The sequence below is a fragment of the Clostridium sp. 1001271B_151109_B4 genome, assembly GCF_015670405.1.
GTDB lineage: Bacteria > Bacillota > Clostridia > Clostridiales > Clostridiaceae > Clostridium.
The window spans coordinates 114986-137058 of record NZ_JADPBQ010000004.1 but is presented as its reverse complement, the minus strand read 5'-3'; the positions used below and the strand labels follow the sequence as shown (position 1 = coordinate 137058).

Below are 22073 nucleotides of genomic sequence, written 5' to 3'. Positions count from 1 at the left end.
TGGTAATAGTAATATTAAATTAGTCATTATGAGAATATATAAATAATATTTAAACTTCATATTATTTATAAGTAATTTGGATAAAATAAATTTAGTTAAATATTAAAATAATTATTATAAAGGATGATAAAATTATTAAATTAGGTGCAACAGTTGAAGTGAGAATGACTCTCATATACAATTAACTCAAGTCAAATGAGAAAAATAAAAGTTAGTTAATAAATATATGGAGGTACAAAATGAAGAATAAAGTTTTAAAAACAATAGTAGCAACTTGTATGACAGCTATGATGTTTGTTGGATGTGCTAGCAACGGAACAGCAAATGAAGACAAAACTACTGAAAATACTGTAACAGTTACAGATGTAAGAGGAGAAGTTGAAATACCTGCAGAACCACAAAGAATAGTAGATTTAAGTGGGAACAGCGATATTTTATCAATTTTAGGATATGACGTTGTAGGTACTGCAAATAGTGATGCATATGATTACACTAAATTCCCTTCATATTTAGAAGAGACATTAAAAGGTGCTGAAATTTTAGGTTATAGTATGCAAGATACTATGGATGTAGAAGCGGTTATGAACTTAAACCCAGATTTAATAGTTATATCAACAGTTCAAGAAAAAATGTATGATCAATTAAGTGAAATTGCTCCAACAGTTATGATTCAATTAGAAGCTTTAAATTGGAAAGATGATGTTAGAGCTTTAGCAAAAGTATTTGATAAAGAAGATATTGCTAATGAATGGATAGCTAATTACGAAACTAAGGCAAAAGAAGCTGGAGATAAAATCAAGACTGAATATGGTGAAGACACAACTTATCTTTCATTCTTAGCAAGTGGTGGACAATTCTTCATATTTGATGGTGCAGGATTTGGTGATGTATTATATAACGACATGGGATTAGCTAAACCAGCAGGAATGCCAGAACAAACAGACATTAGTTTACCAGTTGTAACTTATGAAGGGTTAGCAGCAATTCAATCTGATTATATATTCTTAATAGCAACAGATGAAGACTTAGCTCAATTAGAAGCAAACAGCATTTGGAACAACTTACCTGCTGTTAAAAATGGTAATGTAGTAGTATTAGAATCATCACCATACTTTAACCAAGGATACAGTCCAATTGGAAGAGAAATATTAGTAGATGAAATAGGTGACATGTTAAATGAAACAAAGTAATAAACGTACAATAATATTTGTAATTTGTAGTTTGTTACTCTTAATAGGAGGATTGACTTTAGCCATTAGGTTAGGGTCAGTCCATATTACGTTTAAAGACATTTGGGATAGTATATTTAATTATAGTGAAACTTTAGAGCTTATGTTAGTTAGAGATGTACGTATTCCAAGGGCTTTAGCTGTATTATTTACAGGGGGAGTATTAGGAGTAACAGGAGCAATGATTCAAGGCGTTACTAGAAATCCAATAGCTGAACCATCTATATTAGGTATAAGCCAAGGAGCAACGTTAGTAATAGCAATTTTTTATGCAGCAGGAATAGGAATAACTACTCAAAATGTAATGATAGCCTCTTTTATAGGAGCATTAATAACAGGAATTATAGTGTTAGGATTTATATCAAAAAAAGCAAATAACAACTCAATTGCAAAGATACTTTTAGCAGGAACAGCTATGAGTACATTTTTCATTTCTTTAACTACAGTAATTGGCCTTTTATCAAATCAATCTCAAATGATAGGATTTTGGGTATCTGGAGGTTTTAGAAATGCAAGTTGGGCAGACTTTAAATTAATTTTTGTAGTAGGAATTGTAGGACTTGTTATAGCAATATTTTTATCACCAAAGATAAACATATTAAATTTAGGTGATGATGTTGCAATTGGACTTGGAGAAAATCCGGAAAAAATAAGATTTGTAACTCTTATGGTCATGATACCAATGTGTGCAGCTGCAGTTGCAGTAGGTAAAAATATAGCATTTGTTGGGCTTATAGTACCTCAAATAGTTAGAAAATTATTAGGTGAAGATTATAGAAGAAATATTCCATGTTCATTTTTACTTGGAGCAGTTCTTTTAACATTTGCAGATATTGCAGCAAGAATGATATTTAATCCTTATGAAACACCAATTGGAGTGTTTACAGCATTAATAGGAATACCATTCTTTATATCAGTAGCTAGAAAGGAGAGAGGATAATGAATAAGAAAAATTTTAAATTAGTTATAGCAATTTTACTTGTTTTATTAGTAGTCTCTTTTATGGTTACATTATGTTGGGGTACATATAAGGTTTCGCCTTTAGAGGTTATAAACACTCTTTTAGGAAATGGAACTAAACTTCAAAATACAGCAATATTAACTATTAGACTTCCAAGACTGTTAGTTGGTATGTTTGTAGCAATTGCATTATCAACAGCAGGAGCAATTCTTCAAACTATAACGAAAAATGATTTAGCAGATACAGGAATAATAGGAATAAATGCTGGGGCAGCAGTTGCAGCAGTATTATTTATTACATATTCAACTGGAGCATATTATAGCGAACTTGGGCAATTATCAATATTTGTACTACCAGCTATGGCGATAATAGGAGCAGCAGTTACAGCGTTTATAATATATATGATGTCAAGTAGAAAGGGAATAAAACCTAAAAGACTTTTATTAATTGGTATTGGATTAAATGCTGGTCTTAATGCATTTATAACATTCTTTACTTTTAGAGGTGGTGTTGGAGACTATAATAGAGTATTAGTTTGGACATCGGGAAGCCTTTGGGGATCAGGATGGAGCTATGCAAAGGTAATAATTCCAATAGTAGCAATAATGTTTACAATAGTTTTATTAAATCATAAAAAACTAGACGTTTTAAACCTTTCAGATGAACTTGCTATATCATTAGGTTTAAATTTAGAAAAGGAAAGAAAAAAATTCTTAACTTTTGCAGTTATTTTGGCAGGAACAGCAACAGCCTTTGCAGGTAATATAGGGTTTTTAGGACTTATATCTCCTCATATTGCAAGAAAGTTAGTTGGACCTTATCATAAAAAGTTTATTACGGTTTCAGCAATGATAAGTATTATTATAGTTATTCTTGCAGATGCAGTTTCAAGAAACTTATTCTCTCCAATTGAAATTCCAGTAGGAATAACAGTATCAATATTTGGAGTACCATATTTTATTTATTTAATGATGAAGGAGAAATAATTATGGAAGCTATTAGTGTAAAGAATTTAAGCGTGGCATATGAAAATAATACTATAATTGAAGATATGAGCTTATCAATACCAAAAGGAAAAATAAGCATAATAATTGGAGCAAATGGATGTGGTAAATCAACTTTACTTAAAACTATAGCGAGAATTAATAAGCCTAAAAGTGGTGATATCTTCATTAATAATAAAAATATAAAAAAGGTAAAAGAAAAGAATATAGCAAAAGAAGTTGCATTCTTACCTCAAGGACCAGTTTGTCCAGATGGACTTACAGTAAGAGAGCTTGTTGCTTTTGGTAGATTTCCTCATCAAAAAATGATTGGTGGGCTTACTAGTCATGATAAAGATCTTATTGATTGGGCAATAGAAGAAACAGGTCTTACTGAGTTTGCTGATAGAGAAGTAGAAAACTTATCTGGAGGGCAAAGACAAAGAGCTTGGATTGCTATGACATTAGCTCAAGAAACTGAAATAATAATGCTTGATGAGCCAACAACTTACTTAGATATGTCTTATCAACTTGAAGTATTAGAGGTACTTCAAAAGCTTAATAAAGAAAAAAATATAACAGTAGTTATAGTTCTTCATGAACTTAATAATGCTTGTAGATTTGCAGATAATATTATTGGTCTTAAAAAAGGAAAGATTATTTGTGAGGGAAGACCATTAGATGTAATTAATAAAGAAAACTTAAACACTATATATGGAATAGATGCAAACCTTACAATAAGTGAAGATGGTAAGTATCCAATATGTATGGAGTATGACTTATTTAGGGGGACAGATGAAAAATAAGAATTTTATAATAATAGTTATAGGACAAATTATTTCTTTATTTGGAAATGCAATTCAAAGATTTAGTATGTCATTATACTTATTAGAATTTACAGGTAGCACGGCTACCTTTTCAACAATATTAGCAATATCTACTATACCGTATATAATATTTGCACCAATTGCAGGTAGATTATCTGATAATATAAATAGAAAAAAGATAATGGTATATCTAGATTTATTTTGCACCATATTGATTGGAGGATATGCTTACATATTACTTAGGGGTAGTGATAGTGCATTAATAGTTGGAACTGTTATGTTTATGCTATCAATATGTGCTACTTTATATGGACCAGCAGTAACATCTTCAATACCACAAATAGTAGAGGAAGAAAGACTAACTTCAGCAAATGGAATAATAAATCAAGTTGGATCTATTGTTAACTTTGCAGGACCAATACTTGCAGGATTACTTTATGGATTTTTAGGTATAAAGATAATCGTAATAATAAATGCAGTAAGCTTTTTAGTTTCTGCAATAATAGAAATGTTCTTAGATATTCCAGATGTAGTAAAGACAAATATAGTAACTGATAATGAGATAGCTATATCTAAGGATGAAGAAAAAATAGTATCTATGAATTTTATTAGGAAGTCTTTCACAGATATGAAGGAAAGCTTTATTTACTTAAAAAATGAAAAGAAAATTGTACTTGGAATTATAGCATCTTATGCTTTATGCAATATTTTCTTAGTTCCAATATTATCAATAGTTGCACCATATTTTATAAATGTGTTCTTAGGACTTTCTTCAGAAATATACGGACTAGTAGAAGGTGTTTGTGTTTTAGGAATGATATTAGGTGGATTTTGGATTAGTGTAAAACCTAATATGTTTTCTATGAAAAAGGTACATTACACATATTTCCCAATGATATCAGGAGTTATTGTAATGTCTACTTTAGGATTTATAAAGTTAAATAATTATGCTTTAGCTGGAATATTTGCAGTTGGTGGCCTGGCAATAATGTTATCTTTGTCATTATCAAATGTATTGACCTTAACATTTATACAAAAGCAAGTACCAGGGGAAATGCTTGGCCGTGTATCGGCATTTTCAACAGCAGTGGCAACTGTGAGTGTTGCACCAGGGCAGTTATTATTTGGACAAGTTATAGATATGGGAATACCAATAGGAATTATATTATTAGTTTCTGCAATATTTAATATAGGTCTTATGATATTTATTAAGTGGAATGTAAGAGGTTTGAAAGAAACTTAAATTTTATAAATTACTAATAATTTAATTAATTATCGATAAAACTATATAGGGAGTATACCTATATGGTTTTTTTTATATAAAAAGATAAACAGGGTAAATTAAATATATATTAATCAATATTACTATAAAAAATAATATATTTTTATAAACTTATGTATAATTATTAATTCATAACATTGGAATGGAGGGATAATATGAAAAAACAAATTTGGGATTATATATCAACGATATTAATAATTATAAATGGTTTCATTTGTATTAGTTATCATGAAGAAATAATTGGATGGTTACCGAATATTTGTGCCATGGTATTGCTTATAAAGGGAATAGTAAAGATGATAGAGGGCATTAAGGAAAAAGATTATGCAAGTTTAGAAGAGAAAAAATTAGAGAGATCACTTGTAATAATAGCAGTTGCTATAGCTATACTTATTCAAAGAGAGAATGCATTAGTTGTGGTAGTTATCTTTTGGGGAATATCGGGTTTAAATAAATCAGCAAATTATTTAAATGAAGCTTTATATTATTTTTCTAAAAAGGAGGGTGGATTTTTACCATTAATAAAAGCAATAATTGAATTTACATTATCAATTTTATTGATTTTTGACCCATTAGGAAAGGCAACAGAGCATATATTAATATTAGGATTTGAATTGATTATTGAAGGTGTATTTGAACTGATAAGTATTCATAATGGAAAAGAAGAGATTATGAGTTAAATTTTAATTCAAAAATGACATTAGAGGAGTTTACTATTGTTGCAAAAGGCATAGTATTATGCGTCTGGTAGAAGATTATATTATAGATTATTTGAACTAAAAAAATAACTATAGGGTAATATGTTTGTAATATTTACTCTATAGTTTTTGTTTTAAGTAACTAATTAGATGAAGAATCATGCTCCTCTTCAATATAAGTCATTTTTATTTGACCAATTACATTTTGTTGAGATGCATATATATTTCCCCATTCTTTACCATTAGGGCAATTGTTCGGAAGGGAGAAAGATAAGTGTACTTCATTGGTATATGATTTAACTAAATTATATAAATCCTTATAGTCGATATGAGGTATTATTTTACAGAGGGAAACCTTATTTTCACCTAATTCTTTAACTTCAACTTTATACATTATTTTGACTCCTAAATTCATTAATACATTATATATTTATTATATTTATGATGTTTTAGAATGTTAAAAAGTAAAAGAAATTTTTTTAGAGGTAAATTATATTTATTTTTAAAATTTATAGTTTTAGTAATGTAAGTAGCAATAATATGAAAATTACTACTTATATTTTTTTATTTGAATATTGATAAGAATATATGATATAGAAATATAAAAAAATTAAATGTTATTACTTATTAATGCTGTATATATAAATTTAATCAGAGAGAAAATAAATGATGTATAAATAGGATATAAATATTTATTGATGATATAGCAAATTTTATTGATGATTTTAATAGCATAGCGAAGTTTAATAATCTATAAAATAGAATGTTTTATGAAAAAAAGGCCTGTACATTAATTATTTAATGTGACAGACCCTTTAAATTTATTAAGCAGCTATATTAGCTTTTAATTCATTTTTTTTAACTATATTATATCTTATGTTAACGATAAGTGCTAATACAACACCTAGAGCAGTTATTCCGATATCAAATAGTATTACGTGGCTTAAGTTTATATCTGCTAATATACCAGTTATACTTGGAACTACAGTAGAAGCTATACTTGAAGCTGTAAACACTATACCAGTAATTTTACCCTTGCTTGTTGGGAATAATTCTGACATTGAAGTTAAAGCAAGTTGTAAAACTCCACCTGCAGCAGAGAATCCAATTACGAATGCTGCAACTACACAAGTAATAGTGCTTGGGAACATCCAAAGTACTGTTAACATTATTAAAGATATTAATGGGTAAACAAATGTAAATCTAACTTGTTTAATCCATTTAGCAACTAATATTGAAGTAACAAATACAGAAACTATTGAACCAGTACTGTAAATACTTATTAATTTTAATGAAACTGTTTGCTCAACACCAGCAACTTCTCTTGCGAATGATGGTAACCAGTTTGCGATTACTTGGAATGTTGCAGTAGCAGTAAATCCGATTAAGATTAAGCATATACCTTCAATCCAGAAGTTAGCTTTAACAGTAGATTCAACTTTTTCTTCTGTAGTAGCTTCAGCTTTTTCAACAGGCTTAAATTCAGGGAATTTAAGTTTTAATATAAATAATCCGTTTATTAAGAATACTACGATACAGAAGATGAATGACCATCCAAAGTAAAGATTGTTAGCAATTAAGAAGCTTATTATCCATGGTAATATGAATTGACCAGCTGAAATAAATGCTTTAATTGCAACGTTAGCACTTCCTGATGCTTCAGGGAAACATTCAGTTAATGCAGGATAAGTACCAGCATCCATAAATGAGTTAGCCATACCAGCTAATAAAGCAAAGAAGAATGCTATTGTAACATTATTACTAACTAATATACCACCCATGAATAATACATAAGTTCCCATACCTAAAAGTACGAATGGTTTTCTACCATATTTATCTGATAATATACCAGAGACAAATAAAACAATTAATCTACCTAATCCAAGTGCTGAGATAACATAAGATACTCCAGCGTTATTAGTGTTAAATTGTTTCATTAAGAAATCGATATTTTGGGCTAATATTATACAACCCATACCATGTATAAAGTAGTTAATATACATAGATAATGCCGTAGGCAAATACTTGTTTTTTGTAAGTGTATTTTGCATTTTAATACTCCTTTTGATAAAAATTTAACGTTATTATGTATAAGTTCCATATTTATTTTACAAGATAGATTTTAATATAATATTTTCAATTATTCTAATACATATTTTTTTGAATATTTATAGAAAATATCTATAGATGTGATATAATGTTTTAGAATTAATTAAAAAATTAGACTTTAAATTAGTAGTAAATTTAACAAAGGATAGAAATTAAAAAAGAAAGGAGTATACTTATGAATTTAAATCATTTAAGTTATTTTAGAGTACTAGCAAAGTTGGAACATTATACTCAAGCAGCAGAAGAATTATCTATAACTCAACCAAGCTTAAGTCATGCTATGTCTGCATTAGAAAAAGATTTAGGTACTTATCTTTTTGAAAAACAAGGTAGAAATATCAAATTAACCAAATATGGAAAAATATACTATGAATATGTAGATAAAGCATTAAGTGAACTAGAAAGAGGAGAGAAAAAAATAAGAGAACTGACTAATGTATCTACAGGTACAATTGAGCTAGGATATATTTATACATTAGGTCCTAATTTTGTACCAAAGTTAATAAAGAACTTTACTAATGCAGATGAAAATAAGAGTATAAAATTCTTATTTGGTCAAGGAACAACCCAATCACTAATCAAAGATTTAAAAGAAGAAAAATATGATATGGTCTTTTGTTCATTAGTAGATGATGAACCGGATATTGAATTTATACCAATTGCGAAGGAAGAGTTAGTTGTAATAGTATCAAATGAGCATCCTTTGGCAAAAAATGAATTTATAGATTTAAGTGAAGTAGATAATTATCCTTTTATAGGGTTTAGTGAAAAAAGTGGAATTAGATCATTAATATCGGATTTATTTAAAGAAGTTGATGTTAGCCCTAATATAATTTGTGAAGTTGAAGAAGATAATGCCGTTGCTGGATTAGTTGAAATAAATTATGGAATAGCAGTAGTTCCTAAGATATCATCATTAAAGTATTATAATGTAAAAGTATTACCTATAATAAATCCAAAGCATGAAAGATTCATATATTTAGCAACATTAAAAAATAGATATTTAACACCATCTGTAAATTTATTCAAAAAGTATAGTGCAGAATATGGTGAAAATGACCTTTTAAATAAATAAGATGAAATTTGATGATATAATATTTTAAAGAAAAAGTTAATTGTAGCATATTTTTAGAGGTGATATTTTGGAATATATTAATGATATAAATATTCAGGAAGCAGTAATACATATACTTGATAATAATTCATCAGAGCCAGTATTAAATGAGTATACATTAGAGCTAACTGAAGATATTTATAAATTTTTACATAAGCATATTGAAAAATGTTTAAAAGATGAAGAATTAAAGACAGCATCATTTAATTCAGAGAGAAATATAGTTAAGGAAATCGTACAGGATTATTTGAATGGTGTAGATTCAGATGTTTTGGGGTTATCTAAGGAGCTTGCAAGACAGTTATTTTTAATAATGAAGGGTAATGTTAATATTCCATCATGTGATTTAATAATAGTTTCATTAGTTACAGATGTTGGCCCTATGATAGGTATACTAAAAATGGATTATGTAAAGAATTTTACTCATTCAGTTGAATTTGTTAATGAAAAGATAGGAATAGGAATAGTACCACAAGCAGCAGGACTGCCAGCAAGTAGTCAAAGAATTCAAAAAGCTGCATTTATTAAACCAATAAGAGAAGATAATATATTTGATTTATATGTTATTGATAAGCAAAAGAAATCTAATGACGATGATGAATATGGTGCAAATTATTTCATGAATAATTTTTTAGGGTGTAGTATTGTAACAAATAAAAGAGATATGACAAAGACATTCTTAAAAGCTTCAGAAGCTTGGACTAGAAGTAATGTTGCTGAAAATGCCGAGCAAGCAGAGAAAATAAGAACAACAATAAAAAGCAAACTTAAGGAAGAAGATTCTATTAATATAGAAGAAGTTTCTAATGAATTATTTAGGGATAATCCTACACAAAAGCAAGATTTTGAAATCTTTATGAAGGGTAATGGTTTAGATAATGAAGTGTCTGTAGATAAGGCATGGGTAGAAAAGAAGCTTAAGAGAGTAAGACTTAAAATAGATAAGGATATTGATTTATATATAAATGAAGAAGCTTATCATGATGATTCTAAGTTTGAAATTCAACGTAATGGTGATGGAAGTATTAATATGATAATAAAACATGTTATAAATTACATAGAAAAATAAAAGGCGGGACTTAATAGTCCTGCCTTTTATGATAAGAGTTTAACTAAAACTGCTTTTTGCACATGAAGTCTATTTTCAGCTTCTTCAAAAATTACATCAGAATTTGATTCAAGAACTTCTTCAGTAATTTCCTCTTCTCTATGAGCTGGAAGACAGTGGAGAACTATTGCATCATCTTTAGCAAGTTTCATTAAGTTACTATTTACTTGATAGCTTTTAAATGCAATTTGTCTCTTTTTAGCTTCATCTTCTTGTCCCATACTAGCCCAAACATCAGTGATTATAACATCAGCATCAACCACAGCCTCTTCAGGGTTTTCTGTCATTACAAAAGAAACACCATTTTCATTAGCTAATGATGAACCTTTGTCTATATAATATTTAAGTGGTTTATATCCAATAGGATTTGCTATTGATAGATGCATTCCAAGTGTTAAGCAACCTACAATTAGTGAATTACACATGTTATTACCATCACCAATATAAGCAACTTTCAGGCCTTCTAATATAAGCTTTTTCTCTCTTATTGTCATTAAGTCAGCTAATATTTGGCAAGGATGTTCATCATCAGTTAATCCATTAATTATTGGAATAGAAGAACACTCAGCTAAGGTTTCAATACCTTTTTGTGAAAAAGTTCTAATCATAATTCCATCTAAGTATCTAGATAATACCCTAGCAGTGTCTTGAATAGGTTCCCCACGACCTATTTGAAGATCTTTTGAACTTAAGAACAATGGATGTCCACCAAGTTGGTACATTCCAACTTCAAAAGAAACTCTTGTACGAGTTGAAGCCTTTTCAAAAATCATCCCCAATGATTTTCCCTTAAGTAAAGGATGGTCAATACCATGTTTTCTTTCATATTTTAATTGATCAGCAAGGTTTAATATATCTAAAATTTCTTCTTTAGAAAGATTATCCATGCGTAGTAAATCTTTATTCATAAATAAAGCCCCCTTTTTTTATTGAGAAGTAATTAAGGTTTATTGTGTAATAGTGAAAAAAGAAATATTATCTTTTCGGGAATTAGTGAAATATTATCTTGAATTTATACAATTAATTCTACGGCTCAATTTCAATATTCCCTTCAATATAATATTTTCTTTTTTTCTTGAAACACGTAGTAAACTTAATTACTGCTAAAATTAATTAGTTTAAATAAGCAAGATTTAATCATCATCAACTTGTCACTTATCACTCTAGCAAAGCTTGCCACTATACTAATGCTGATAGTAGTATCTTTACTCCTGTTTTTACGTCTTCCATGTTTATGTTTAGTGGTGGTAATAGTCTTATGACGTTTTTACCAGCAGTTAATACAAGGAGTCCTTTTTCAAGTGCTTTCTTTTGAACAACTGAGGAATCACTAGCAATTTCTATACCAAGCATCAATCCAAATCCACGAACATCCTTAACATGCTTATTATTATCATTTAAAATAGATTGTTTTATATAGTTACCTTTATATATTATTTCGTTATAAGAATCTGTGTTGCAAATCTGATTTAAAACAGATAATCCACCTGCACAAGCTACTGGGTTACCACCAAAGGTAGAACCATGATCCCCTGGTGTAAAGGTAGTAGAAAGCTTTTCATTACATAAAACTGCACCTATAGGAAGTCCTGCTCCAAGTCCTTTTGCGCAAGTTACTATATCAGGATTAATATTAAAGTTATTATATCCAAATAAATGACCTGTTCTTGCAATACCGCATTGGACTTCATCAAATATAACTAATACATCATTTTCTTCAGCTAATTTACATGCATCTAAAACAAAGTCTTTATCTAAAGGATGAACTCCACCTTCACCTTGAATAGCTTCCATCATTATAGCACAAACGTCTGAGGTAAGTTTTTCCTTTAGGTCAGATATTGAATTTGTGGTTACATAATTAAATCCGTCTGGAAAGGGGAAGAAGTAATTATGGAATTTATCTTGTCCAGTAGCAGTTAATGTAGCTAAAGTTCTTCCATGAAATGATTGTTTCAATGAAAGAATAGTACCTCTACCTTGTCCATATCTATTAAAGCTATATTTTCTAGCAAGTTTAATAGCACATTCATTTGCCTCAGCACCAGAGTTAGCAAAGAAAACTTTACTCATCCCTGAAAGTTCAGTAAGCTTTTTAGCTAAAGCAATTGTAGTATCATTAGAAAAAATGTTAGATAAATGTTGAAAGGAGTTTAATTGAGAAATAACAGCTTCTTTCCAAGCCACATTATTATAGCCTAAGGAATTAACACCAATTCCACTAGTGAAATCTATATATTTTTTATTATTAATATCATATAAATATGAACCTTCACCATGCGATATTTCAATTGGAAGTGTTGTATAAGTATTCATCAAGTATTCTTTTTCCTGTTCAAGCAATGTCAATTTTATTTCCTCCTTTTTAATAAATTTCTGTTCCAATTCCTCTTTCAGATAAAAGTTCAAGTAGTAGAGAATGTTCTATCCTTCCATCGATTATATGAGCTTTTTTAACTCCCATTCGAACAGATTCTACACAACAGCTTATTTTAGGAATCATACCACCTTTAATTACCTTATCTACAGTTAATTTAGGAATTTGATGTAATCTTAATGTTGAAATTAAAGTAGATGGATCACTAGGGTTAGACATTACTCCAGGAACATCAGTTAATAAAATTAATTTTTCTGCTTTTAATGCAGATGCTATCTTAGAGGCACAAATATCTGCATTAATGTTATAGCTATTATGATCATTTTCACCAATGGCGATAGAAGAAACTACGGGAATAAATCCGGCGTTCATAGTTAGATGTAAAAGTTCTGTATTTACAGAAGTTATTTCGCCAACATATCCTAAATCAACTTCGCTTTTAAATTTTTTAGCTTTAATTAATGAGCCATCAATTCCAGATAATCCTATGGCTTTTCCACCATCTTTTTCTATAAGTTTTACTAAGTCTTTGTTAACCTTTCCTGCCAAAACCATTTGAGCAACTGTTATTGTAGTTTCGTCAGTATATCTTAGCCCATTTATGAATTTACTTTCGTGATTCATTTTAGTTAATGTACTACTAATATCAGGCCCTCCACCATGAACTATTATTGGATTAATACCAATACATTTCATTAAGATAATATCATTAATTACAGTTTGAGTAAGGTTATCGTTAATCATAGCATTTCCACCATATTTTATAACAATGGTTTTACCATAGTACTCTTGAATATAAGGTAATGCTTGAACTAATATATTTGCGTGTTGAGTGTAATTCAATTATTTTTCCTCCCAGATATTCATATTTAGAAAATATCTAAATTTAGTGTATGCCTCAGAGATTAAATCATTAATGAAATTTAACTTTGAGGCATATAAATGTATTTTTAACTACGGTAATCCCCGTTTATTTTTACGTAATCATAAGTTAGGTCACAGCCCCAAGTTGTTACTTCAGAAGATCCTAAGTTCATATTAACTAAAATTTTAACTTCATTTTGCGATAGGATTTCTTTTGCTTTTCTTTCATCAAAAATTACAGGAGAACCGGCTTTACAAACTAATATTTCGCCAGTTTTACTAGCAAAAGAAACATCTACTTTTTCAGGATCAAAATCTACATTAGAGTATCCTAAAGCACAAAGAATTCTTCCCCAGTTAGCATCACTACCAAACATAGCTGCTTTAACAAGGCTTGAAGTAACTACACTTTTAGAAAGAGTTTCTGCATCTTCTATTGATAATGCATTTTTAACACTACATTCTATAAGTTTGGTGGCACCTTCACCATCCTTGGCTATTTTCTTTGATATATAAATATTTAAAGCTGTTAATGCTTCTAAAAATAAATCATAATCAGCATTTTTTTTAGTTATAGTTTCATTATGCGCAAGACCATTTGCCATAATTAATACCATATCATTAGTGCTAGAATCACCATCAACACTTATTCTATTATAAGAAACATTAACACTTTGCTTTAAGGCTTCTTTAAGTAGAGAAGGGGATATAGAAAGGTCTGTTGTTATAAAAGAAAGCATAGTAGCCATGTTTGGATGAATCATTCCAGAGCCTTTAGCCATAGCAGCTATAGTAACCTTTTTACCACCAAGTTCAATTTCTATTCCAGCTTGTTTTTCAATAGTATCTGTAGTCATAATAGCCATAGATGCATTTTTGGCAGATTCGATATTAGATGATAAATTTCCAACTAGTTGAGGAATTCCATCTTTTATTGCATCTATATTCAAAGGAACACCAATTATACCAGTGGAAGCAACAAGAACATCATCATTTTTTATATTTAATTCTTTAGCACAAAGAGTAGCCATTTTTTTTGCTTTAGCTAAACCATCATCACCATTACAAGTATTGGCATTTCCACTATTAACTATTATTGCTTGTGCTTTTTTATTAACTAGGTGTTGCTTGGTTATGGTAAGAGGAGCCCCCTTGACTTTATTTTTTGTATATACACCACAAGAGGTAGCGACAACGTCAGAGTATATTAAAGCTAAGTCTTTTTTTAATAAGCTTTTCTTTAATCCACAATGAATTCCTGAAGCTTTGAAACCAGTAGGGGAAGTCACACTTAAATTTTCATCTATATTAATCATAAAATTACACATCCTTTAATTAGAAGCTTGGAGCTATTAGTTTAAGTCCAGTATTTTGAGGTAAACCTAACAAAATATTCATGTTTTGAATAGCTTGTCCGGCAGCTCCTTTAACCATATTATCTATAACACTAACTATAATTAATTTATCTTTTCTATAATTTTGATGAAGAGATATATGACAGTTGTTAGTGTATTTTACATGCTTTATTTCAGCAGTTTTACCTAATGGTAATACATGTACAAATTCTTCATTTTCGTATTGCTTTGTATATATTTCATGGATTTTTTCTAAGGTAAGATTAGCTTTAGTTTCGCAGTAAATTGTAGATAATATTCCGCGATTGATTGGTAATAGATGAGGTGTGAATGTTACTTCTACACATTCATTTGCCATATAAGACAATGTTTGTTCTATTTCAGGAGTATGCCTATGACTTCCAATTCCATAAGCTGTGAAGTTTTCATTGGCCTCTGCAAAGTGTGTCTTTAAGGATAGGCCTCTTCCAGCTCCAGTAATTCCTGATTTTGAATCACAAATTATATTTTTTGTATTAATTAAATTATTTTTTAATAATGGCATAAGTCCAAGTGAAATACTTGTTGGATAACAACCTGGATTAGCAATTATATTGTATTCTTTGACTTTAGATCCATTAAATTCTGGTAATCCATAAATACTTTGAGAATGTAGAGAGTTGCAAGTGAATTTCTTTCCATACCATTCCTCGTAGGATTCTTCAGAAGTTAATCTAAAATCAGCCCCTAAATCTATTACCTTTTTATTTTTGCTTATTGCTTTTGCTGCAATCTCCTCACTTAAACCATGAGGAAGAGCAGTGAATATTACATCACATTTATCAATAACTTCAGTTTTATCTTGGCATACTAAAGTTGTTTTATTAAAAAAACTTCTATATACAGAGCTTATCTCCTCATCCTTAAAAGTAGAGGAGGAGATAGCAGTAACTGTAACATCATCATGATTAAGTAAAATCCTTAATAATTCAACTCCAACGTATCCTGTGGCACCAATTATTCCTACTTTAAACATGATAAATTCTCCTTATTTGTTTTTATGAATTTTTCTAAAATTTCAATTTGCATTTTTACTGATGAAGAACTAGGTCCCCCAATGACACTTCTTTCTTCAACACAAGTTAATAAATCAATTGCTTTATATATATCTTCTTCAAAAATAGGAGAAAATTCTTTAAATTCTTTTAGAGTTAAATCATCTATAGTAATACTTTTATCAATACAATAAAGGACTATTCTACCAACAACTTCATGAGCACTTCTAAAAGCCATTCCCTTTTTTACAAGATAATCTGCAACATCAGTAGCATTAGTGAATCCACCGGAAGCTGATTTTTTCATATTGTCCTTTTTTACATTCATAGTTTTTATCATTCCATTAAATGTTTGAAGTGAAAGAAGAGCAGTATCTAAACCATCAAATAAAGCTTCTTTATCTTCTTGCATATCCTTGTTATAAGCAAGTGGAATTCCTTTCATTACAGTAAGTAATGTCATTAAATTACCATAAACTCTAGGACATTTACCTCTAACTAATTCAGCAACATCAGGATTTTTCTTTTGAGGCATTATACTACTTCCAGTACTGTAACCATCATCTAATTCTATAAAATTAAATTCACCAGTACACCAAAGTATAATTTCTTCAGAAAATCTTGATAAGTGCATCATTATTAATGAAAGTGCAGAAAGGGATTCAATTGCATAATCTCTATCTGAAACAGAGTCTAAACTGTTAAGCGTGATTTTAGAAAATCCAAGCTGTGATGCTACAAACTCTCTATCAATAGGGTATGTAGATGTTGCTAAAGCTCCACTTCCAAGAGGCATTTCATCAAGTCTCTTATAGCAGTCAAAAAGTCTGCCTATATCTCTTTTAAACATTTCACAATATGCTAATAAATGATGTGCAAATGTAATTGGCTGAGCCTTTTGCATATGAGTATAACCAGGCATTATTGTGTTTATATTTTCTTTTGCCTTTTCTAATAATGTAGTATGAAGATTTAATATTTCATCAATAATTATTTTTAAATATTTCTTCAAATATAGTTTTGTATCCAAAGTAACTTGGTCATTTCTACTTCTACCAGTATGAAGTTTTTTACCTTCATCACCGATATAATAAGTTAATATACTTTCAATAAAACTATGAATATCTTCTGAGTCATTGTCTATTTGTATAGTTCCATTATCAATTCTAATTAATATTTCTTTTAAGCCTTCAACTATTTTTTCACTATCCTTAAGAGGAATGATTCCTTGCTTTCCTAACATTTTAACGTGAGCAAGGCTACCCTCGATATCTTCCTTATACATTCTTGAATCAATTGAAATAGAGGAGTTAAAGGTATTAACTAACTCATTAACTCCCTCTGTAAATCTTCCGCCCCAAAGCTTCATTTTATTTATCCTTCTTCTTTAAAGAATCTTTCATCTTTGAATTTACTACTGTTGGTAAACCATAAAGATTTATAAATCCTTCAGAATCTTTTTGATTATATACGCCATCTTCACCGAAAGTAGCATATTCCTCGCTGTATAATGAATAAGGAGAGTTCATTCCGGCATTAATAATATTGCCTTTATATAGTTTAAGCTTAACATCACCAGTAACTGTTTCTTGAGTCTTATCAACAAAAGCTGAAAGACTTTCTCTTAATGGAGTAAACCATTCACCATTGTAAACTAAATCTGCAAATTTTAATGCAATTGTTTGTTTAAAGTGATGAGTAGCTTTATCTAAACAAAGTTCTTCTAAATCAGCATGAGCTTTGTATAAAATAGTTCCACCTGGAGTTTCGTAAACACCTCTTGACTTCATACCAACAAGTCTGTTTTCTACCATGTCCATAATACCAATAGCATTTTCTCCACCAATTTTATTTAATTCTTCTATTAATGAAACTCCATCCATCTTTACACCATTAAGTGCAACTGGAATACCTTTTTCAAAAGTTAAAGTAATATAAGTTGCTTTGTTTGGTGCAGATTCTATTGTGTTACACATTTCTAGAATCTTATCATATTTAGGTTCATTTTCAGGAAATTCTAAATCTAAACCTTCATGACTTAAATGCCAAAGATTTTTATCTTTACTATAGTTAGTTTCGTAAGTAATCTTTATTGGTATTTCTCTATCTAAAGCATATTGGATTTCTTCTTCACGAGATTTTATGTCCCAAATTCTCCATGGTGCTATAATTGGCATTTCAGGTGCAAAGTTCTTAACTGCAAGTTCAAAACGAACTTGGTCATTTCCTTTACCTGTACAGCCGTGACAAATTGCATCTGCCCCTTCTTTTTCTGCAATTTCTACAAGTCTCTTTCCAATTAAAGGTCTAGCAAAAGAAGTTCCAAGTAGATATTTTCCTTCATATACTGCACCAGCTTGAAGGGTAGGGAAGATATAGTCGTAAACAAATTCTTTTGTTAAATCTTCAATATATATTTTTGATGCCCCAGTTTTTATTGCTTTTTCTTCTAGTCCTTCTAGCTCATCTGCTTGTCCTACATTACCAACAACAGCTATAACTTCACAGCCGTAAGTTTCCTTAAGCCAAGATATTATTATTGATGTGTCAAGACCTCCTGAATAAGCTAAAACAACTTTATTAAATTTTTTCATATATAAAAGCCCCCTTTTAATTAGTTAATAGTTTTTAGTTAGGAGTTAGTAGTTTTTACTTATACTCAACTAAGCATTGTATGTATATCCATAAAATGGTCTAAATACTTGATGTTTATAATTATACACATTAATGCATAATTATGCAATAGTTATTTTAGAATTTGCATAAAAATATATTTATATATGAAAACAAGAAATAATTATGCATAAATATAATAAGAATAATATGATTTATAGTCTGGAGATATTCATTGTTATTAGTAAAATAGATATTTATAAAAAGATTAATTGAGATTTAAAGTATATGAATTAAGGGGGTATTTACAGAAAAATTAGAAGGTAAATAGATATTACCTTCTAATTTTTAGTTAAAATATGTTTTCTATATTAGGTACTTGTAATTCTTTCATATGTTCTGTACTGGATTTCAAAATATGAAGAGAGGCTTCAGTCTCGCTAGGATCATCATTTTCAATATATACAGTTAATTTTAATGCTTCATTTAGCATTACATCATAATCAACATGATTTATATATATGGCAGCAAATTTACCTTTATCTTGGATTAAATTATATATATCCATTGCTGTTTTGAAGTTTTCTTCTTTAGATGATGATTTCATATTTGTTTCCATTTCTTCACACATATCTACTACTTCTGAACAAAGGTTTTTAAAACTGATATCAGTATAAGTTAAAAATCCTAATAGGACTACAAAGAGAAAAATAGAAAATAATGAGTTTTTCATTTTTTAGCTCCTTTCTCTTTTTCATTTTTATCATAAAGTTGATAATAAAACTTTCCTTGAGTATCAATCATAGCTATTAATACATCCTCAATTGAATTTATATGATGTTTTTTTAGTTCATGTTCAATCCATACCTTATTTTTACCACTAGTTGTTAAAGCATTTTTATTAACATGCCCATCTAATACATAAATTATAGGAAGCCTAGGCGGTTGAGTAGAACTACTATTTCCAGAATTACTTGAATTTCCGGAAGAAGATGAACTACTAGAGCTAGTTGAATTACTCTTTTTATTATTTTTAGAAGAACTTTCACTTTCAGAAGAATTACTATTAGAATTCTGAGAGTTACTAGAACTGCTTTGAGCAGAAGAACTATTTTGACTTCCTGATGATAATGGTTGAGTATTGGAACTGCAAGAAGCATTAGGGCTACCGCCGCTAGAAGAACTACTTTGAGAAGTTAAAAAAGATAGTTGACCGTTATTTTCTAAAATAGCATATTGAACTTCATTTAAATCAAAGTAGCCTGCTAATCTTAATTCTTCCATGAGTTCATCTAAATTAATTTGCTGTCTTTTTAAAGCTTGATAATTTATTTTACCTTTACAAACTAAGATGCAAGGTTCGCCCTCTAATATTTTTCTAGTAAACTGACTTTTTAACTGTAATTGGGTTAATATTGTTTTTATGAATAACAAAGTGATAATTGGAATAATTCCAAGTATTAAAGGTAATCGAGTATCTTGCATAGGCAAAGCAGCAAGGTCTGATATCATTATTGTTATTACAAATTCATATGGCTGTAATTCTCCAATTTGCCTTTTTCCCATTAATCTCATTACGAGTATTACCAAGAAATATAAAAAGATTGTTCTAATTAGGACAATGAACATAGTAAATCACCTCTAATTAAAGTATTTGTAAATAAAATGCTTTTATTCCTTAATAAAATTAGAATTTGAAAATAAAAAGAATTTTAATATATAAAAATAATAGAATATTTTTTTTTGCAGTATATAATAAGAATATATAGACTTTAATTAAAAAAACTAATAGAAGAAAACTCTATTCCCTTCAGTAGGTGAATAAGGTGGATTAACACTAAATTTTATAATATGGATTTTTAATTAGGCAATAATATTATAATGGTTTAGAAGGGTGGATTAAGTATGAAACAAGACATTAATTTAAAAGTAAGGGCTAATGAGGAAATAGAAAAGAAGTATACTAAAACATTGCAATTTATATTCATAAAGGCAGCCTTAGATTTATTTCCAGAATCTAAAATTACAATTGAACATAGTGTTGGTAAGGGGATTTTTGGAGAGATTTTTAAAGATAAGCCATTAAATGAAAAAGATGTGAAAGACATCAAAGCTAAAATGCAAGAATTGATAAATAGAGATTTACCTATAAATAAGATAAAAGTTACTAAAGAAAAGGCAATAGATATTTTTAATTCTTATAATATGCATGATAAAGTTCTTTTACTTGAACAAGTAGATTTTAAAGAAGTAAAGTTATATGAGTTAGATGGAAGATATGATTATTTTTATGGACCTATGACTGAAAGAACTAGTGATATAAAAGTTTTTGATTTAATGTATTATGATAATGGATTTATATTAAGAAGGCCAAATGATTATGAAAAATTTACTTTAGCAGAATTTATTGAGCAAAGAAAAATGAGTAGTATATTTAGGGAAACTGAAAAATGGCTAGATATTTTAGGTGTTGGTAATGTAGGATCATTGAATAAAAAGATCGATGAAGGCGAATTAATAAATTTAATTATGATATCAGAAGCGCTTCATGAAAAGAAAATTGCAGAGATTGCAGATAAGATTTGCTCAAAAGATGATCTTAAATTAGTATTAATAGCAGGGCCAAGTTCTTCAGGAAAAACAACATTTGCAAATAGGTTGGGAATTCAATTAAGGGTAAATGGTGTAATTCCAGTTCCTATTTCTTTGGATGATTATTTTGTAAATAGAGATCAAACACCAATAGATGAAAATGGTGAATATGATTTTGAAACAATAGAGTCAGTAGATACAGAGTTATTTAATAAGCATTTGAATTTACTTTTACAAGGTGAGGAAGTAGAAATACCTGAGTTTAACTTTATAAAAGGTGAAAGAGAATGGACTGGGAAAAAGATGAAACTACCTAAAAATGGAGTTATTATTGTAGAAGGAATTCATGCTTTAAATCCAATATTAACATCATATATTGATGAAAAATATAAATTTAGAATTTATATTTCAGCACTAACTCAATTAAATTTGGATAATCATAATAGAATTACAACAACAGATGTAAGAAGGATAAGAAGAATAGTTAGAGATCAATTATCTAGAGGTCATGGAGCAGAAGATACGCTGAAGATGTGGCATAAGATTAAAAGAGGAGAACAAAAAAATATTTTTGTTTATCAAGAAGAAGCCGATGTAATGTTTAATTCAACTTTAGTATATGAATTGTGTGTTTTAAAGAAATATGCTCTTGAAGAACTTGAAAAGATTAAGGAAGATAGTATTGTTTATGAAGAAGCTAAAAGATTAAAAGAATTTTTAGGATTCTTTAGAGAGGTTGATAAGGATATTGTACCACAAAATTCTATATTAAGAGAATTTATTGGAGGAAGCATTTTTTACAAATACTAAGATGAGTTAAGAGTTAATAGTTAAGAGTTAATAGTTAAGGAATAAATTCAGTGGAGCTGAATTTGAAAAAATATATTATTAACTATTAACTCAAAACTATTAACTCATAAAAGTACA

The 22073-nt window shown here is 29.0% G+C and carries 20 protein-coding genes and 1 pseudogene; 9 read left to right on the top strand and 12 right to left on the bottom strand.

The window, feature by feature from the left end:
• Positions 1-239: 239 nt before the first annotated feature.
• The 6 genes from I4V63_RS04390 (at position 240) to I4V63_RS04365 (ending at position 5962) form a co-directional block, all read left to right on the top strand.
• The gene (locus tag I4V63_RS04390; RefSeq protein ID WP_196000082.1) at positions 240-1190 is read left to right on the top strand and encodes an iron-hydroxamate ABC transporter substrate-binding protein; all 951 of its coding nucleotides are present in this window, start codon (positions 240-242) and stop codon (positions 1188-1190) included.
• Positions 1177-2169, top strand: a complete 993-nt coding sequence (locus tag I4V63_RS04385; protein ID WP_196000081.1) for an iron ABC transporter permease — start codon at positions 1177-1179, stop codon at positions 2167-2169. Before I4V63_RS04390 ends, I4V63_RS04385 begins: the two co-directional genes overlap by 14 nt.
• Positions 2169-3176 (top strand): iron ABC transporter permease, encoded by a 1008-nt coding sequence (locus I4V63_RS04380; protein ID WP_196000080.1) that lies wholly within the window; start codon positions 2169-2171, stop codon positions 3174-3176. The genes I4V63_RS04385 and I4V63_RS04380 overlap by 1 nt, the downstream gene beginning before the upstream one ends.
• Positions 3177-3178: 2 nt before the next feature.
• Entirely contained in the window at positions 3179-3979 is an 801-nt protein-coding gene (locus tag I4V63_RS04375) for an ABC transporter ATP-binding protein (protein WP_196000079.1), read from the top strand.
• A complete protein-coding gene (locus tag I4V63_RS04370; protein WP_196000078.1) occupies positions 3969-5243 on the top strand; it encodes an MFS transporter in 1275 nt (424 codons plus the stop codon). The genes I4V63_RS04375 and I4V63_RS04370 overlap by 11 nt, the downstream gene beginning before the upstream one ends.
• A 194-nt stretch (positions 5244-5437) precedes the next feature.
• Positions 5438-5962 carry a DUF308 domain-containing protein gene (locus I4V63_RS04365; RefSeq protein WP_196000077.1) on the top strand — a complete coding sequence of 175 codons (525 nt, stop codon included), beginning with the start codon at positions 5438-5440 and terminating at the stop codon, positions 5960-5962.
• A gap of 160 nt (positions 5963-6122) precedes the next feature.
• Here the strand turns inward: I4V63_RS04365 and I4V63_RS04360 are convergent, their stop codons facing one another.
• On the bottom strand, positions 6123-6374 hold the full coding sequence (locus I4V63_RS04360) for a hypothetical protein (protein WP_196000076.1): 252 nt from the start codon (positions 6372-6374) through the stop codon (positions 6123-6125).
• Positions 6375-6804: 430 nt separating this feature from the next.
• Positions 6805-8031, bottom strand: coding sequence for an MFS transporter (locus I4V63_RS04355; protein ID WP_196000075.1), 1227 nt, complete (start codon positions 8029-8031; stop codon positions 6805-6807).
• A 233-nt stretch (positions 8032-8264) separates the two neighbouring features.
• Here I4V63_RS04355 and I4V63_RS04350 point away from each other — a divergent pair, with 233 nt between their 5' ends.
• Together I4V63_RS04350 and I4V63_RS04345 are read left to right on the top strand one after the other, a co-directional pair.
• Positions 8265-9164, top strand: a complete 900-nt coding sequence (locus I4V63_RS04350) for a LysR family transcriptional regulator (RefSeq protein ID WP_196000074.1) — start codon at positions 8265-8267, stop codon at positions 9162-9164.
• A 67-nt stretch (positions 9165-9231) separates the two neighbouring features.
• Complete coding sequence (locus I4V63_RS04345) at positions 9232-10272, top strand: nucleoid-associated protein (RefSeq protein WP_196000073.1); 1041 nt, start codon at positions 9232-9234, stop codon at positions 10270-10272.
• Between the two features lie 26 nt (positions 10273-10298).
• Here the strand turns inward: I4V63_RS04345 and argF are convergent, their stop codons facing one another.
• The 10 genes and pseudogenes from argF to I4V63_RS15565 all read right to left on the bottom strand — a co-directional run.
• Positions 10299-11219, bottom strand: coding sequence for an ornithine carbamoyltransferase (argF, locus tag I4V63_RS04340; RefSeq protein ID WP_196000072.1), 921 nt, complete (start codon positions 11217-11219; stop codon positions 10299-10301).
• Between the two features lie 271 nt (positions 11220-11490).
• The gene (locus tag I4V63_RS04335; RefSeq protein WP_196000152.1) at positions 11491-12627 is read right to left on the bottom strand and encodes an aspartate aminotransferase family protein; all 1137 of its coding nucleotides are present in this window, start codon (positions 12625-12627) and stop codon (positions 11491-11493) included.
• Between the two features lie 49 nt (positions 12628-12676).
• Positions 12677-13531, bottom strand: coding sequence for an acetylglutamate kinase (gene argB / locus I4V63_RS04330; protein WP_196000071.1), 855 nt, complete (start codon positions 13529-13531; stop codon positions 12677-12679).
• Positions 13532-13638: 107 nt separating this feature from the next.
• Positions 13639-14868 (bottom strand): bifunctional ornithine acetyltransferase/N-acetylglutamate synthase, encoded by a 1230-nt coding sequence (gene argJ, locus I4V63_RS04325; protein WP_243280443.1) that lies wholly within the window; start codon positions 14866-14868, stop codon positions 13639-13641.
• A gap of 19 nt (positions 14869-14887) precedes the next feature.
• Positions 14888-15922 (bottom strand): N-acetyl-gamma-glutamyl-phosphate reductase, encoded by a 1035-nt coding sequence (argC, locus tag I4V63_RS04320; protein ID WP_196000069.1) that lies wholly within the window; start codon positions 15920-15922, stop codon positions 14888-14890.
• The gene (gene argH, locus I4V63_RS04315; RefSeq protein ID WP_196000068.1) at positions 15910-17310 is read right to left on the bottom strand and encodes an argininosuccinate lyase; all 1401 of its coding nucleotides are present in this window, start codon (positions 17308-17310) and stop codon (positions 15910-15912) included. The genes argC and argH overlap by 13 nt, the downstream gene beginning before the upstream one ends.
• A gap of 1 nt (position 17311) precedes the next feature.
• Positions 17312-18535, bottom strand: coding sequence for an argininosuccinate synthase (locus I4V63_RS04310; protein ID WP_196000067.1), 1224 nt, complete (start codon positions 18533-18535; stop codon positions 17312-17314).
• Between the two features lie 371 nt (positions 18536-18906).
• On the bottom strand, positions 18907-19287 hold the full coding sequence (locus I4V63_RS04305) for a DUF4363 family protein (protein WP_196000066.1): 381 nt from the start codon (positions 19285-19287) through the stop codon (positions 18907-18909).
• A complete protein-coding gene (locus I4V63_RS15915; protein WP_347707721.1) occupies positions 19284-19481 on the bottom strand; it encodes a YetF domain-containing protein in 198 nt (65 codons plus the stop codon). Before I4V63_RS15915 ends, I4V63_RS04305 begins: the two co-directional genes overlap by 4 nt.
• Positions 19482-19745: 264 nt before the next feature.
• A pseudogene (locus I4V63_RS15565) lies at positions 19746-20183 on the bottom strand (YetF domain-containing protein); the annotation flags it as partial.
• 276 nt (positions 20184-20459) lie between these two features.
• Between I4V63_RS15565 and I4V63_RS04295 the strand changes: the two are divergent.
• Positions 20460-21956, top strand: coding sequence for a nucleoside kinase (locus tag I4V63_RS04295; RefSeq protein WP_196000064.1), 1497 nt, complete (start codon positions 20460-20462; stop codon positions 21954-21956).
• Positions 21957-22073 lie beyond the last annotated feature (117 nt).

What these genes read in the sequence shown, in the direction of transcription:
- I4V63_RS04390 (WP_196000082.1), top strand. Translation starts at nt 240, where the DNA reads ATGAAGAATAAAGTTTTAAAAACAATAGTAGCAACTTGTATGACAGCT.
- I4V63_RS04335 (WP_196000152.1), bottom strand. Translation starts at nt 12,627, where the DNA reads ATGAATACTTATACAACACTTCCAATTGAAATATCGCATGGTGAAGGT.
- argJ (WP_243280443.1), bottom strand. Translation starts at nt 14,868, where the DNA reads ATGATTAATATAGATGAAAATTTAAGTGTGACTTCCCCTACTGGTTTC.
- I4V63_RS04370 (WP_196000078.1), top strand. Translation starts at nt 3,969, where the DNA reads ATGAAAAATAAGAATTTTATAATAATAGTTATAGGACAAATTATTTCT.
- I4V63_RS04375 (WP_196000079.1), top strand. Translation starts at nt 3,179, where the DNA reads ATGGAAGCTATTAGTGTAAAGAATTTAAGCGTGGCATATGAAAATAAT.
- I4V63_RS04355 (WP_196000075.1), bottom strand. Translation starts at nt 8,031, where the DNA reads ATGCAAAATACACTTACAAAAAACAAGTATTTGCCTACGGCATTATCT.
- I4V63_RS04305 (WP_196000066.1), bottom strand. Translation starts at nt 19,287, where the DNA reads ATGAAAAACTCATTATTTTCTATTTTTCTCTTTGTAGTCCTATTAGGA.
- I4V63_RS04360 (WP_196000076.1), bottom strand. Translation starts at nt 6,374, where the DNA reads ATGTATAAAGTTGAAGTTAAAGAATTAGGTGAAAATAAGGTTTCCCTC.
- I4V63_RS04295 (WP_196000064.1), top strand. Translation starts at nt 20,460, where the DNA reads ATGAAACAAGACATTAATTTAAAAGTAAGGGCTAATGAGGAAATAGAA.
- I4V63_RS04380 (WP_196000080.1), top strand. Translation starts at nt 2,169, where the DNA reads ATGAATAAGAAAAATTTTAAATTAGTTATAGCAATTTTACTTGTTTTA.
- argH (WP_196000068.1), bottom strand. Translation starts at nt 17,310, where the DNA reads ATGAAGCTTTGGGGCGGAAGATTTACAGAGGGAGTTAATGAGTTAGTT.
- argF (WP_196000072.1), bottom strand. Translation starts at nt 11,219, where the DNA reads ATGAATAAAGATTTACTACGCATGGATAATCTTTCTAAAGAAGAAATT.
- I4V63_RS04385 (WP_196000081.1), top strand. Translation starts at nt 1,177, where the DNA reads ATGAAACAAAGTAATAAACGTACAATAATATTTGTAATTTGTAGTTTG.
- argC (WP_196000069.1), bottom strand. Translation starts at nt 15,922, where the DNA reads ATGTTTAAAGTAGGAATAATTGGTGCCACAGGATACGTTGGAGTTGAA.
- I4V63_RS04310 (WP_196000067.1), bottom strand. Translation starts at nt 18,535, where the DNA reads ATGAAAAAATTTAATAAAGTTGTTTTAGCTTATTCAGGAGGTCTTGAC.
- I4V63_RS04365 (WP_196000077.1), top strand. Translation starts at nt 5,438, where the DNA reads ATGAAAAAACAAATTTGGGATTATATATCAACGATATTAATAATTATA.
- I4V63_RS04350 (WP_196000074.1), top strand. Translation starts at nt 8,265, where the DNA reads ATGAATTTAAATCATTTAAGTTATTTTAGAGTACTAGCAAAGTTGGAA.